Annotated in this window: 14 protein-coding genes; 6 read left to right on the top strand and 8 right to left on the bottom strand. The window is 51.8% G+C overall.

The window, feature by feature from the left end; all coding sequences use genetic code 11:
- The first annotated feature begins 8 nt into the window (after positions 1–8).
- The 6 genes from rpsO (at position 9) to IPG80_RS01755 (ending at position 7,222) form a co-directional block, all read left to right on the top strand.
- Entirely contained in the window at positions 9–281 is a 273-nt protein-coding gene (gene rpsO, locus IPG80_RS01780; protein WP_345102014.1) for a 30S ribosomal protein S15, read from the top strand.
- A gap of 175 nt (positions 282–456) precedes the next feature.
- Positions 457–2,715, top strand: coding sequence for a polyribonucleotide nucleotidyltransferase (locus IPG80_RS01775; protein ID WP_345102012.1), 2,259 nt, complete (start codon positions 457–459; stop codon positions 2,713–2,715).
- Positions 2,716–2,817: 102 nt separating this feature from the next.
- The gene (locus IPG80_RS01770) at positions 2,818–4,422 is read left to right on the top strand and encodes a peptide chain release factor 3 (protein WP_345102010.1); all 1,605 of its coding nucleotides are present in this window, start codon (positions 2,818–2,820) and stop codon (positions 4,420–4,422) included.
- An 89-nt stretch (positions 4,423–4,511) separates the two neighbouring features.
- Positions 4,512–4,886 carry a hypothetical protein gene (locus tag IPG80_RS01765; protein ID WP_345102008.1) on the top strand — a complete coding sequence of 125 codons (375 nt, stop codon included), beginning with the start codon at positions 4,512–4,514 and terminating at the stop codon, positions 4,884–4,886.
- Positions 4,887–4,988: 102 nt separating this feature from the next.
- Complete coding sequence (locus IPG80_RS01760; protein ID WP_345102006.1) at positions 4,989–5,918, top strand: arginine deiminase-related protein; 930 nt, start codon at positions 4,989–4,991, stop codon at positions 5,916–5,918.
- 32 nt (positions 5,919–5,950) lie between these two features.
- Positions 5,951–7,222 carry an MFS transporter gene (locus IPG80_RS01755; RefSeq protein WP_345102003.1) on the top strand — a complete coding sequence of 424 codons (1,272 nt, stop codon included), beginning with the start codon at positions 5,951–5,953 and terminating at the stop codon, positions 7,220–7,222.
- Between the two features lie 42 nt (positions 7,223–7,264).
- Here IPG80_RS01755 and IPG80_RS01750 read toward each other — a convergent pair whose 3' ends face one another.
- From IPG80_RS01750 to IPG80_RS01715, 8 genes are all read right to left on the bottom strand, one after another.
- Positions 7,265–7,867, bottom strand: coding sequence for a GNAT family protein (locus IPG80_RS01750; protein ID WP_345102001.1), 603 nt, complete (start codon positions 7,865–7,867; stop codon positions 7,265–7,267).
- A complete protein-coding gene (locus tag IPG80_RS01745) occupies positions 7,864–9,435 on the bottom strand; it encodes a UDP-N-acetylmuramoyl-L-alanyl-D-glutamate--2,6-diaminopimelate ligase (RefSeq protein ID WP_345101999.1) in 1,572 nt (523 codons plus the stop codon). The genes IPG80_RS01750 and IPG80_RS01745 overlap by 4 nt, the downstream gene beginning before the upstream one ends.
- A gap of 87 nt (positions 9,436–9,522) precedes the next feature.
- Positions 9,523–10,242 carry a F0F1 ATP synthase subunit B gene (atpF, locus tag IPG80_RS01740; RefSeq protein ID WP_345101997.1) on the bottom strand — a complete coding sequence of 240 codons (720 nt, stop codon included), beginning with the start codon at positions 10,240–10,242 and terminating at the stop codon, positions 9,523–9,525.
- Positions 10,243–10,260: 18 nt separating this feature from the next.
- On the bottom strand, positions 10,261–10,503 hold the full coding sequence (atpE, locus tag IPG80_RS01735; protein WP_345101994.1) for an ATP synthase F0 subunit C: 243 nt from the start codon (positions 10,501–10,503) through the stop codon (positions 10,261–10,263).
- Between the two features lie 52 nt (positions 10,504–10,555).
- Positions 10,556–11,542: a F0F1 ATP synthase subunit A gene (atpB, locus tag IPG80_RS01730; RefSeq protein WP_345101992.1), complete on the bottom strand. Its 987-nt coding sequence runs from the start codon at positions 11,540–11,542 to the stop codon at positions 10,556–10,558.
- Positions 11,543–11,552: 10 nt separating this feature from the next.
- The gene (locus IPG80_RS01725; RefSeq protein WP_345101990.1) at positions 11,553–11,834 is read right to left on the bottom strand and encodes an AtpZ/AtpI family protein; all 282 of its coding nucleotides are present in this window, start codon (positions 11,832–11,834) and stop codon (positions 11,553–11,555) included.
- A gap of 231 nt (positions 11,835–12,065) precedes the next feature.
- Complete coding sequence (locus IPG80_RS01720) at positions 12,066–13,514, bottom strand: NADH-quinone oxidoreductase subunit N (protein ID WP_345101988.1); 1,449 nt, start codon at positions 13,512–13,514, stop codon at positions 12,066–12,068.
- Entirely contained in the window at positions 13,514–15,034 is a 1,521-nt protein-coding gene (locus IPG80_RS01715) for an NADH-quinone oxidoreductase subunit M (RefSeq protein WP_345101986.1), read from the bottom strand. The genes IPG80_RS01720 and IPG80_RS01715 overlap by 1 nt, the downstream gene beginning before the upstream one ends.
- Positions 15,035–15,052: the final 18 nt, after the last annotated feature.

Genomic DNA, 15,052 nt, shown 5'->3' with positions numbered 1-15,052 from the left:
CATACGTCATGCCCCTCGCAAAGGAAGTTAAAACGAAGGCGATCGACGATTTTCATCGTCATGAGAAGGACACCGGTTCACCCGAGGTTCAGATCGCCATCCTTACCAACCGCATCACCCAGCTGACCGAGCACCTACGCAACAACAAGCAGGATCAATCCTGCCGCCGTGGTTTGCTCAAGATGGTCGGACAGCGCCGTCGCTTGCTCACCTACCTGCGCCAAAGCAATTATCAGGCGTACCTTAGTGTGACCGAACGATTGAACTTGCGCCGCAAGTAATAGTAAAACCAGACCTGACAGGTTTTCGAAACCTGTCAGGTCTTATGTTATAAAACCCGCCGTCAGGAATTGAATAGCGCGAACAACTCGTTTGTTCCCACTCTTCAGTCCCTGACCCGCAGGCGGAATTTTTTAGGGGCGGATCGTCATCTGCCCAATTAGGAGACAACTAAATATGAACCCCGAAGGTAAACGTTATTCAGCCGTCGTTGGAAACAAGACGGTCACCATCGAAACGGGTCGCCTCGCCGGACAAGCTGGCGGCGCGTTAACCATTGCGATCGAAGATTCGATCGTGTTCGCATCCGCCACCATGGGCGGCGTGCGCGACGGCATTGACTTTTTCCCATTAAGCGTGGAATTTGAAGAGAGATTGTATGCGGGAGGAAAGATCCCCGGCTCTTTCTTCCGCCGTGAAGGGCGCGCCTCTACGGAGTCGATCCTCACTGCAAGATTGACCGACCGACCTCTGCGCCCGTTGTTCCAGGATGGCATGCGCAACGAAGTGCAGGTCATTATGTACTCGTTCTCAGCCGACGGTATTAACCCGCTTGACATCCTCGCCATCAACGCGGCTTCTGCTGCGATCATGATCTCAGACATCCCCTGGGGCGGACCCGTGGGCGCCGTCCGCATCGGACGTGTAAACGGCGAATTCGTCGTCAACCCGACCTTTGCTGAGATCGAAGCCTCTGACCTCGACCTGAGAATCGCCGGTACCAAAGATGCCATCCTCATGGTGGAATGCGGCGCGAACGAGATCCCCGAAGATGTGATGGTTCAGGCATTGGAGCTTGGACACAAGTCCATTCAGCCGATCATTGACTTGCAACTGCAAATGGCTGCCGAGATCGGCAAGCCCAAGCGCGAAGTAAAACTGCACCTGCCCAGCGACGAAGTCAAAAACAAAGTTTTCGCCCGCGTCAGCGGACCGATGAACGAATTGCTCGACAAGCCGCTCTCCAAGGTTGAGTTCTACACCGGCATGTCCACCATCAAGGAAGCCGCCGAAGCCGAATTATGCACCGTTCCCGAAGGTGGCAATGCCGCCGACTATATGAAGGTCAACGAATTCCGCGAAGGCTTTGAAATGGCGGAGCAAGCTGTTGTCCGCGAGCGCATTTTGAGCATGGGCAAACGCCCCGATGGACGCAAGCCGACCGACATCCGCCCGATCTGGTGTGACGTGAACGTCTCACCCCGCGCGCATGGAACGGGTCTGTTCACCCGCGGCGAGACGCAGATCCTCTCCTTTGCCACCCTCGGCACTCTCGGCGAAGCACAGGAACTGGACAACCTCTCCCCGATCAAGACCAAACGCTACATGCACCATTACAACTTCCCGCCCTTCTCCACCGGCGAGGCAAAGCCCCTTCGTGGTCAGAGCAGGCGCGAGGTCGGGCACGGAGCGCTGGCAGAACGCGCACTGGAACCTGTGCTGCCCATCGAAGAATCCTTCCCGTACACCATCCGCGTCGTGTCTGAGGCGTTGTCTTCCAACGGCTCAACCTCGATGGGTTCGGTCTGCGGTTCGACCCTGGCGCTCATGGATGCAGGCGTGCCGATCAAGGCTCCCGTCTCTGGCGTGGCGATGGGTCTCATTACCGACGACTCTGGTCGTTACCAAATTTTGACCGACATTCAGGGCACCGAAGATCACCTCGGCGACATGGACTTCAAGGTCGCTGGAACGTCTGCGGGCATCACGGCTTTGCAGATGGACATCAAGATCAGCGGTCTGAGCACTCAGATGATGAAAGAAGCACTCGAACAGGCTCGTGTTGCCCGCATGTCCATCATGGATAAGATGCTGGCTGTCCTCGCTGAACCGCGCAAGGAACTCAAGCCGCATGCTCCACGCATCATCACCGTCAAGATTCCGATCGATAAGATCGGCGCATTGATCGGCCCCGGCGGCAAGAACATCCGCGCCCTGCAGGAAGAGACCGGCGTTAAGATCGACATCGAAGAAGATGGTACTGTTTACATCGCTTCGACCAACAGCGCTGGCGCAAAGATCGCACAGGAACGCATTGAAGGACTGGGCGAATCGGCTGTGGCTGGCAACATCTACACCGGCAAAGTCGTGCGCGTGGAAGCCTTCGGCGCCTTCGTGAACATTATGCCCGGCGTGGACGGACTCGTTCACATCTCTCAACTTGACAGCGAACGCGTCGAAAAGGTTGAAGATGTTTGTGTAGTCGGCGACGAGCTGACCGTAATGGTCACCGATGTGGATGCAGGCGGCAAGGTGCGCCTCTCCCGTCAGGCTGTGCTCGAAGGCTGGACACTTGAAGAAGCCCGCGAAAAGGATAAGGGCGGTGGAAGTCGTGGCGGCGGTGGACGCGGTGGTCCACGCGGCGGCGGTGACCGAGGCGGTCGTGGCGGCGGAGATCGTCGCGGCGGCGGTGGCGGTGGACGAGATCGCCGCTAACCAACGTTGAACCCCAGACTTCCGAGGTCTAACCGGCTTCGGAAGTCTTTTTGTCGATTATGTACTCTGTTGGAGTATCACCAAACAGAGCGGTTGAAGAATATGCAAAACGAAACAACACCTGAACCTACCTCCCCCATTTCCGCGCGGCGGACTTTTGCGGTCATCTCGCATCCCGATGCCGGGAAAACCACATTGACCGAAAAATTACTTCTCTATGGAAACGCCATCGAATTGGCAGGCAACGTCCGTGCGAGAAAGAATCAACGCGCCACCACATCCGATTGGATGGAGATGGAACGTGAACGCGGAATTTCCATCACCTCGACCGTATTGCAATTCCCCTATCGCGGTCACATCATCAATCTGCTCGACACGCCCGGACATCAAGACTTCTCTGAAGACACGTACCGCACCCTCTCTGCTGTAGACTGTGCCGTGATGGTCATCGATGGCGCAAAAGGCATTGAGCCGCAAACCCTGAAACTTTTTGAAGTCTGTCGCAAACGCGGCATCCCCATCTTCACCTTCATCAACAAGATGGACCGCCCCGCCCGCGATCCGCTCGACCTGCTGGATGAGATCCGCAAAGTGTTGGGCATGGAGCCGGTGCCCATGAACTGGCCCATCGGCGATGGTCCGCAATTCGTGGGCGTATACGACCGTGCGGAAGATGGCGTCTATCTCTATGAACGCACCGAGCGCAATGAGAAGATCGCGCCTGAAGTTTTCGTTCGAGTGGATGACCTTGAAAAACAAGGTTTACTTTCAAGCGAAAAAGTAAAGCATCTCAAAGAAAGCATTGAATTGCTAGATCTGGCAGGCGGTGCTTTCGACCATGCCGCTGTGCTCAAAGAAAAACAGACACCCGTCTTCTTCGGCAGCGCGCTGACCAACTTTGGCGTACGCATGTTCCTCGACTCGTTCATTCAATTTGCCCCGCCGCCCCAGCCATACCTCAGCGATACAGGCTTGGTTTCGCCGGAAGATGCAGATTTCACCGGCTTCATTTTCAAAATCCAAGCCAACATGAATCCCAAGCATCGTGACAGTGTCGCCTTCCTGCGCATCTGTTCCGGAAAATTCGAGCGCGGCATGGACTTGCTCCATACTCCGAGCGGCAAGACACTCAAGTTAATGCGCCCGTACAAAGCCTTTGCCAACGAACGTGAGATCATCGACGAAGCCTACCCCGGCGACGTGCTCGGACTTCCCAATAACGGCATCTTTGCCATTGGAGATACGCTCTGCTCTGGAAAAGCGCTTCATTTCGCGCCGATCCCTAGATTCCAACCCGAGCATTTTGCCCTGCTGAGAAATCTGGATGTAAGCAAGCAGAAGCAGTTCGCCAAAGGGTTGCAACAACTTGAGAGCGAAGGCGCAGTACAGATCCTTTACAACGTCAATGCCTTCAAGCGTGAGCCTATTCTCGCCGTGGTTGGTCAACTTCAATTCGACGTGGTGCAAGCCCGCCTTCAGTCCGAGTACAATGTTGCTACCGAGTTGGAGCGGATGACCCACGTCCTCCTGCGTTGGATCAAGGGTGAAGACAAAGACATCGAAGCATTGGCAAACCGCAGCGATGCCATTCTCGCCCGCGACTCGCGCAATGCCTGGGCAATGCTCTTTCAAACGCCTTTCCTGCTTAAGTATTATTCAGAGAAAAATCCCAGCCTGAAATTCGTAGAACTAACAGACCTCCAGTAAAAAAATAGGTGTTACATAACAAAAAGCGGACGGGAATGTAAATTCCGTCCGCTTTTACTGTAAGATGTAAGTGAAATACAGGAGTAACCATGCCTTGGAAGATTTCCTACCTTGAAAACCAGAAGATAATTCGTACGGAATACACAGACCCTTTTATGCCCGAAGATTTCCTTAAGGTCATTGCAGAGAATATTTCAATTGCCAAAGAAAAACAGACAAATCTCTTCCTGGCAGATTGTACCGACTTGACTCGAAGTGGAAATGTTATTGATATTTATCAGCTTGGGAACATGCTTCAGGCAATGAATGCCGAAATCCACATCAAGGAAGCCATCGTGGTCATGAAACAAAAAGGGAATGTGGTTAGCGACCTGCAATTTTTCGAAACAGTTGCCAACAATCGTTTGATCAATGTACGCCTCTTTTTTGATCTTGAGACCGCACTCGCCTGGCTGGTCGGGTAATCCTCGTTATCTCACAACATATTAACTTCAAAAACGGACGGAAACTCTCCATCCGTTTTTTGTTACAATTGTCAGACAAATCCCTCGCCACATGGAGACTTTATGAACTATCAACACGTACAAGCCCCCACAGCCGGAGTCATGATCCGCCCGCATAGGTTTACATCCAACATCGAAACAGCGACAGATAATGCTTTTCAGTCCATTCACTCAGACCTGGCAGCCGAAGTGATCGCAGCAAAGGCGCGGGACGAATTCGATCATGCGGTTGAAAAACTGGGACACGAAGGTGTAAAGATCCACGTCTTCGAAGACTACGGTGAACATGAAACTCCTGACTCTGTATTTCCGAACAATTGGTTCTCCACCCATCAGGGCGGAAGGGTTGCCATCTTCCCTATGCATGCCCCCAGCCGCAGGCGCGAACGAAGACACGATGTGATCGAAATGCTCAAGTCTGACTATCGTGTTCAAGAAGTGGTGGATTATTCAGGCTTGGAATACGATAATCTTTTTCTAGAAGGCACGGGAGCCATGGTCTTCGACCATCTGGAGCGCGTTGCCTACGTAGGGCGCTCCAACCGCGCCGACCCTATCATTTTGGAACGCTTCTGCACAACATTCGGTTATGAACCGATGGCATTTGACACAACCGATCACAATGGCAGACCGATCTACCATACGAATGTCATCATGAGTATCGCAACAGAGTATGCCCTCATCTGTTTGGATGTGATCGCCGACCCCGCCCGCCGCAAAGAAATCGAGGAGCGCCTCACTGCCAGCGGAAGGACGGTCATCAATCTAAACCGTGAACAGGTAATCGAATACGCTGGGAATGCCTTCGAAATGACAGGCACCAAACACCGTGTACTTGCCATTTCAGAACGCGCAGTAAAAGCGCTGACAAAAGAACAGACCAAGATCATAGAAAAAAGCGCCAAACTACTTCCACTGCACATCCCAACAATTGAGCTTGCAGGAGGCTCTGTCCGCTGCATGATCGCAGGCATCCACTTAACAGCAAGATAATCCTCGCAAAAGTCATATCACCAGGTACTTCATTGAAATTAAAGATCAAAACCCTGTACAGCCAGTACCCCCAGCAATACTGGCTGATGATTCTTGGAATTATCATCAGCACCGCTGGGGGCGGCATGGTATGGCCTTTTCTGCTCATCTATGCAGGAGGAAAGCTACATCTGCCGCTGAGCGCCGTGGCTTCGCTGATCTCCATCAATGCGGGCGTGGGGTTATTTGCTTCCTTCCTGGCAGGCACCCTGGCAGACCGTATCGGTCGAAAGGCGGTCATGGTCGTAAGCCTTGCCATGATCGGCATCGCTTATTTTTTTCTGGTAGGTGCCGAAACCTACCTTCAATTTGCATTGATGATGGCGCTGGTGGGTCTCTCCAACCCACTTTATCAAGTAGGTGCCGATGCCATGCTGGCAGATATGATCCCCGCCGAAAACCGCACCGATGCCTACGCCATTAGCCGCATTGCGCTCAATGCCGCATTTGGCATCGGACCTGCGATTGGTGGGTTCCTTGCCTCAACCTCGTATAGCCTGGCATTTTATGGAGCGTCGGCAGGGTTCATTATCTACGCGATCATCTGGCTACTTTTTGCACACGAAACACTGGGAAAAACCCTCAGTGAAGAAAACACATCCGCTTTAGCTGGGCAGGCAGAGGCAGAGAAAGAAGCGCAGCAGTCCAACGGTTATTTGCATGTCTTCAAAGATAAGGCATACATGGCATTTGTCGCCTTGATCGCACTGGGTCTCATTGCCCCTTCCATGTTGTGGATCTTGATGCCAGTCTATACAAAGGTCAATTTCAACGTCCCCGAAGTACTGTATGGCTGGATCCCGACCACGAATGCCGCCATGTGTGTTTTCCTGCAATACGCCGTCACGAACCAAACACGCAAATTTAAAACCCTGCCGGTTACTGCAATGGGAATGCTGATGTACGCTTTTGGCACCGGCAGCGTGGCACTAATGACCGGCTTTTCAGGCTTTTGGCTCAGCATGGTCATGCTCACTTTTGGCGAGCTGATCGTAATTCCAACTGCAAGTAAATACGTGGCAGATATCGCGCCAGCCGACCTGCGTGGTCGTTACATGTCGCTATATTGGTTTGGGTGGGGTTTTTCACGCACACTTGCCCCTCTCCTTGGCGGCTACCTGAATGACAATATATCCCCGCAAGCAATTTGGATAGGAGGACTGCTCCTTGGGCTGACCAGCACCGTTGGGCTTGTCTTACTCAACAAACTGACCAACGCCCGCGCCGCGCTTCACACCCAACCCGAGACGTTTACCAACCATTGAGGTTTTCACCCAACTGAATCAGCAGGAACGTCAAAATTCATTTTACTTTTCATACGCTGCCAGCATTACTTCCAGGTTATTTTTCACCACACTCCATTCTGTATCCAAAATGGAATAGAACACGGAGTGCCGAATGCGTCCATCCGGGAGGATCATATGATTACGCAGCACCCCCTCTTTCACCGCGCCAATGCGCTCTATCGCTGCTTGTGAACGGACATTAAGAGAATCTGTTTTGATCTGCACCCGAATGCACTTCAAGGTTTCAAAGGCATGCATCAGCAAAAGGTATTTACATTCTGTATTCACTGCAGTGCGCTGAAAATCCAATCCGTACCAGGTGCCGCCCACTTCAAGTCCGCGGTCTTTGGGCATGATATTCAAATAACGAGTTGAGCCCGCCACCCGCCCGGTGGCAAGGTGGATGACCGCAAAAGGCAGGTCGGTTCCATTTTTTTCACGTGAAAGCAGGTCAGTCACAAAATGGTGAAAATCTGCTTCTGTCTTCATATCACCGTAGAGCATATATTTCCAGAAATCATGTCCTTTGCCGATCTCTGCCAGTCCGGCAACATGCTGGTCGCCCAGCGGCTCCAGCCGCACATGTTTTCCTTGCAAGGTCACACGCTGGATCCACGCACTCATCCTTTTAGCCACTCCGCTTCGTTTTTATCTTGAGACGGCAAATAAGGCATTACAGGTCCATCCACACCAAGGAATTCCGCCAGCGCCGCACGCATTGCGGTTCGGTCATCCCAAAGGAATTCCGTCTTCCCAAAACACATCGATTGTTCATGCCCTTTTCCGCAGGACAGCACAATATCGCCTTCCTCAGCCAGACGTAGTGCAAATTTAATGGCTTCTCCGCGGTCAGGTACGCGCCAAAAATTCTCTCCTTCTCGTCCGCCCTTAGCCCGCATACCCTCCGCCATTTCTTCAAGGATTCCGTCCAATGATTCGACGCGCGGATCCTCAGCGGTCAGCACGGTTAGATCCGCCAGTTCAGCAGAGGTTTCCGCCATCATACGGCGTTTTTCCTTGTCACGTAAACCAGCAGAGCCAAAAACGGCTATGACACGCTTATTCGTCATTGTCCTGCCAGCCTCCAGGGCAACTTTTAAAGCATTCGGCGTATGTGCAAAATCCACGATCGCGGTGAAATTTTGCCCCATATCAATGCGCTCCATACGACCGGGAATACCTGCTAATGCCGCAATCCCCTGCGCCGCCACTTGCGGATCAATACCCAATCCACGCACCGCAACGGTCAGCGCGGCAAGGCAATTCGAAACATTATAAGCACCAACCAAATCACTCTTTATGGCTACGCGAAAATCTTTTGCGACGGCAGTAAATCGGATACCTTCCGGGCTGTAGTCCACGTTCATGCCACGAACATCTGCCCCCTCTTCCAAACCATAGCTGACTTTGTTAGTCTTTATAAAGCCAGTTAAAAAGTTGTATGACTTCTTATCGTCAAAATTGATCACACCCAAACGCGGGTTTCCCGTAGGCTTTACTTGTGTCCACTCAAGACTGCTAAACAATCTTGCTTTGGCTGCGCGATAATTCTCGTATCCGCCGTGTTCATCCATATGTTCATGCGTGATGTTCGTCACTGCAGCAATATCAAATTCGCAAGCATCCACGCGGTGTTGCGACCACCCATGCGATGTGGTCTCCAACACCACGTGGGTCAAGCCTGCCTCCACCATCCTCGCGAGATAGCGCTGAACATCATGAGCATCTGGTGTAGTAACGTGAAACCCGGTATCGAGGACTTCATTGCCGATCACAGCATTCACGGTGGAGATCATGCCTGCTTTGAGTCCAGCCGCAATGAGGATTTTGTACAACAAGTTGCTTGTCGTTGTTTTGCCATCGGTGCCAGTTACGCCGATGACAGTCAGCTTACGGGCAGGAAAGCCATGAAATGCCGCAGCAAGCCAGGTCAAAGAATGACGCGCATCTTCAAGCTGAACATATGGGGCGACAATCCCGCTTATGTCCTTGTCTCCTATAACCGCCACCGCGCCATTATCGATCGCTTTGGAGATATAGTTATGCCCATCTGCGTCCCGTCCGCGCATGGCTACGAAAAGGTCGCCGGGTTTTACTGTACGGCTATCTATGGTAATTCCGGAAATTTCAACATCGGGAATGCTTGGCGGGTACGAAAAGGGAAAATCAATGAACAAGTTTTTTAGAAGCATTTATATCCGTTTATCTCCATTCAGGCTGGATTAAACAAAAAAGGCTTTGGTAATTTTACCAAAGCCTTTTCCACGTTCGTTCAAGCCTTACTTGAGCGCAGAGCGCAATCCTTCGAGTTTTCCGGCAACGGAGGCGTCAAGCACCTTTTCGTCCACCTTGATGACCAATCCACCGAGGATGGAGGGGTCAACTTTGAAGGAATAATCCTTCGCAGAAACGCTCTTCTTGACAGCAGCCTGCTCATCGCTTGTAAGCGGGAGTGCGCTGGTGACGACGGCGGCATCGCCCTTAAGGTCTTCGCCAACCACAACCACCTTGCCAGACTTCACGCCGGAGAAGAATTCATCGAGCAATGCGCGCTGTTTCTTCTCATCAAGTGCGTCGCCAACAAGTTTATTGGCAGCAGCAATGGCGAGGGCGGCAACCTGTCCGCGCAGGTCGCCGAGAATGCGACCACGTTCAAGTTCAGCTTCCGCCATGGCGGCTTCACGAGCCTTGGTTGATTCCGCTTCGGCAGAGGCACGCACATCCTTGGAGGCAACTTCAGCGCGTTCGGTGGCTTCGCGAACGACCTTGCTGGCTTCCGCCTGAGCATCCGCGATGATCTTGGCAGCGTCTTTTTCTGCATTGGCGCGGGCTTCAGCTGCAACACGGGCGTCTTCCAAACCCTGACCAATCTTCTTCTTGCGGGTCTCCATCATATCCAGCATGGGCTTGTAAACCCAGGCGTTCAATGTGAGAAACACAATGGTAAACGCGATGAGCTGAATAATGAGTAGACCGAGATTAATACCTAAAGCTTCCATGTTTCAATGCTCCTTGGGTTACACGACTTTGAAGAGCATCAGGAACGCGATGACCAGACAGTAAATAGCGATGGATTCGGAGAACGCCACGCCGAGGATCATGTTGGTCAACAAGTTACCGTAGGTGTCGGGGTTGCGAGCCATGCCGCCGAGGGCACCCTGCACGCTCAAACCGATACCCACACCGGCGCCTGCAGCACCGATCATCGCCAGACCTGCGCCGACGAAGCGCATCGCATCTAAAAGAAATTGTCCATCCATGTTTCAAGTCTCCTTGGTTTAACCTAGTGATTTATGAATTAGTTTACAAAAATTAGTGTTCTGCGTGCTCTTCGTCACCATGACCCTGCGTCGCCATTGCCATGAACACCATGGTCAACATGCCGAACACGAACGCCTGGATCAAGCCCACGAACAATTCGAACATCATGATCATCGCCGAGAGGATGCTGACGTTACCGAGCAGCGAAGCGACCACCGCCACCAAAACCACGCCTGCGAACATGTTACCAAAAAGACGGAAGGTGAAGGAGAGGATCTTCGCAAATTCAGAAATGATTTCCAGCAAACCAACCAGAAAGTCCATCGCACCGAAGAACGGAACCTTGAACATGCGCTTGGTATTGAAGAACTTGCTGAAATAACCCATGCCCTGCGAGCGGACACCAATGACCTGGATCATCACAAAGGAGATCACAGCCAAGGTAAGGGTGAAGTTAAGGTCAACAGAAATACCGCGGAAGAACGGAGCAAGAATGTACTCACCCTCGCCGGGAAGAATTCTCGCCCAACTACCGCTCATTTCGGCAATGGCATGACCTTCACCATGAGCGTGGTGAATAACACCGACCGACTCAAAGCCAGGGACCAGCTTAAGCAGATTCGCGAATAAGACATAGATCATAATAGTCGCAAACCAGGGGAAGATCGCCTTTGCCCACTTCGCGCCCGCCGAGCTTTCGGTCAGGTCATAGAGCATTTCAAGAATGGCTTCCATCGCATTGCCAATGCCGCTCGGAACCAAATCCGATTTCTGGCTTTTGACAAGAGAGCGATTGGTAGCGAACGCGATCACCACAAGCAGGACAATCGTCACAGCCAGAGTGGGAAGCGTGTTGACAAGATACAACGGTCCCGCAAAACCGAGAAAATTCTCAGTCAGCGGTTCCTCGATCAATTTTTCGGCAGCAACTGTGATTTCAGGTCGAACCGGAGCATACATGCCCGCGAGGATCCAACCTACGATCATCAAAACCAGAACAATCCAGCGCCGCCAGGGGGTACGTTTTTGGGTTTCCAAGCCCCGCCTCCTAAGCAGAAATTTTTTTCTTTTCGGCTTCATATTGCTCTGAAAGCCGCGCCAATGTCTTGCGCGAAGCAAACAGCATCAAAAACACCGAAAGAGGAATGCCAGCGAACAACAGAACCAACGTGATCACCGGCTTCGTTCCAAAATAATTATCAAGCCAGACACCACCCATCACCGAAGCGAGTACAACCGCAAGGGTAATGCAGCCTACCTGCCCAACCACAACGATCAGCAGGGTTTGCACCATATTTTTACGCTTCTGTTCCAGGTCCGTTTGTGTCATAGCGCACGAATTATAACTGACAGGTCTAAGAGCGTCAAACGCAAATAAGAAACCCCTCTTGACGGGATTTCCCGCGGTCTTCTTTTCTGCGCTGCGGGCATTTCACCGCCTGCAAGCCCTCCCCACCTCGCAGAAACGCCTATTTCCTGTCCTAACCTTACACTACTTCCAAAATTCCTTCGCCATACTGACAAAAGCAACAGCCACCTCGGGTGGCTGTTGCTTATTTTCCTAGAACAAACTCAAAGCACTTACATCTGACCAATTAAAGAATGGAGCGAAGACAGTGCCCAACAAGATCACACCCAAAACCAGAACGACCAAAGCGATCGTATAAGGCTGGGATAATGGAATTGGATGCTGATCCTCGTCCTGATCGGGCATACGATACAAGTAGACGAATTTCAACACGTTCAAATAGTAATATACGCCGATGATCGAGTTGATGATGCCCACGATGACCAACCAGGTGTAATTCGCCTGAACACCCGCAGCAAAGACAAATACTTTTGCAACGAAACCACCGAAGGGCGGCATACCCGTCAGCGATAGAAATGCTGCCAACATCATCAAACCAAGCAAAGGATTTCTGCGGCTAAGACCTGCATAGTCCGTGATCTCTTCCAGACCGGTTACATGACTGAACGCCATCACAATCCCGAAGGCTAGCAGGTTTGTAGCGATATACGCCGCAAGATAGAAGATGACACTTGCCGCGCCAAACTGACTGAACGCGACTGCGCCGATCATGGCATACCCTGCATGTGAAATAGAAGAATACGCCAGCAAGCGTTTAATATTTGTTTGAGGCAAAGCCAGCAGATTGCCCACTGTCATGGAGACTGCCGCCAACACTGCGAAGACCATCATCCATACACCGGAAAATTCAGGGAAAGCAACAAAAAACAAGCGCAGAATGACCGCAAAGCCAGCGGCTTTGGATGCCGTGGAAAGATATCCTGCCACTGGGGTCGGCGCACCTTGATACACATCTGGAGCCCAGAAGTGAAATGGAACGATCGAGACCTTGAAGCCCAAACCTACCACCACCAAAGTCACTACACCGAACGCCAGCATCGGAGAAATATTACCGGAGGTCAATGCAGCAGCAATGGCATATAGGTCAGTTGTTCCAGAAAAGCCGAAAAGCAGGCTGAAACCGTACAGCATAATAGTAGAAGCCATCGCGCCGAACAGGAAGTACTTGAAGCCTGCTTCGGTGGAGCGCTCATCGCCCAGTAAAAAGCCAGAGAGAACATAAAGCGGAATAGACGCCGTCTCGATCGAGAGATACAGCATGACCAAGTCCGCAGAGGCTGCCATCAAATTCATGCCGATGAGTGAAGCAAGCAGCATCAGATAAGCTTCACCGCGTTTACCAGCCTGCTCGTGATCCATCATAAGCAATGCAGTGGCAGCCGCCGCGAACATGAAAAGCATCTTGAGGAAGAACCCCATCAAGTCAAAGCGGATCATACCGCCCAAAACCGCCACAGGTTCGCCTGGGCGACCGAAAAGCAGGCTGACGATCATGGCAACGAACAATCCGCCCGCCGTTAGCCAACCGGCATTTCGCTTTTGCTCGTCTTTCCAGAATGGTTCAACAATGAGGAGTAAAAGCCCAAGGGCAAGGATCAAGATTTCGGGAAGAATAGAGGCGAAGGAGGTTGAGGTAAACATTATGCACCTCCCAACAAGGTCATGATGTGTTTGACGCCTGTCTCAACCATGGGCACCATTACGGATGGGAAGATGCCGATGACAATCATCAAAAACGAAAGTGTAACAATGGCGATCTTGTCCAGCACGGTCACATCACCAATATGCCCTTCCAATTTCTCAGGGAGTGGAGCGAAAAAGACCTTGCGGATATTGATCATAATGTAAGCAGCGGTGATGATAATGGAGATGGAGCAGATGACTGCCACCAGCCATTGTTCTTCCCATACCCCCATGAAGATGGGGAATTCTGCGACAAAACCAGAGAAGCCTGGCATACCCATGGAAACCAGACCGCCAATGATGAAGCCAATGGCAGCGAATGGCATGATCTTTGCGATCCCGCCTAGTTCCGGGATCATACGGGTGTGTGCCCGATCATAGATCATACCGGTAACGGCGAAGAAGAGAGCTGTCATGATGCCATGCGAAACCATTTGCACGCCTGCGCCCAAAAGTCCGGTCTCATTGAGCGTAGAGACGCCCAATACCACCAACCCCATGTGCGAAACGGAAGAGAAACCGATCATGTATTTAAGGTCGGTTTGAACAAAGGCGATGAAGGCACCATAGACGACTGCAACACCTGCAAAAAGCATGATGAGCCATGACCAATGTTTTGCACCTTCTGGCAGCAACATGACTCCCACACGCAAAGCAGCAAAAGCGCCCAGCTTCATCAACACGCCTGCATGGAACATGGAAACAGCGGTCGGCGCAGCAACGTGACCATCTGGCGACCAGTTGTGGAAGGGCCAGATGCCGCCAAGCACCGCAAACCCAAGGAAAACTGGTAAAAACCATAAATTTTGGAAGGCTGCGGAGAAGCCAGCATTTTCCATTTCAAGCATGTCAAAGGAAAGTACACCTGTATTCTGATACTGGGTCCAGTACATGGCAAGTGTTCCAACGAGAGCAACCACGGAACCAATGAACAGGTACAAGGTCAGCTTCATCGCCGCATACTCACGTGTCTTAACCCAACCCCAAATGGCGATGAGTAAGTACATCGGGAACACAGCGATCTCATAGAAGAAGAAAAGCATGAACAGGTCAAGCGAAACGAATACGCCGAATACGCCGCCTGCCAACAAGAAAAGGAAGGCGAAGAATTCACGCGGGCGATCTTGAATGCCTGCCATGACATGCGGATCGTCATTGCCCCAGGAGATCAAAACACCTGTAAACATGACGATGCCAGTCAAAAGGACTAGGGGAGCGCTCATGCCATCCACACCGAAGTGCAGAGCGATGTTGAGCGGCGGGATGTTGATCCACTGATATTTCTCGATAAATTGATACCCCTGCATATCGTTTAGCAGGTATTGCAGGTAGACCCAGCCGGAAAGCAGCAAGTCCATCACCGCCGCCGCCAAAGCTACTGCGCGGACTTCATTCTTCCGATTCGCGGGCATCATCAAAATAAGCATACCGGCAACAAACGGAAGGAAGGTTATTACGCTCAGAATTGGAAAATTCATAGTCACCTCGTATTGCGT

This window comes from Candidatus Villigracilis vicinus, assembly GCF_016702885.1.
GTDB lineage: Bacteria > Chloroflexota > Anaerolineae > Anaerolineales > Villigracilaceae > Villigracilis > Villigracilis vicinus.
The sequence above is the reverse complement of the archived record's forward strand: the minus strand, read 5'-3'. Positions and strand labels throughout refer to the sequence as shown.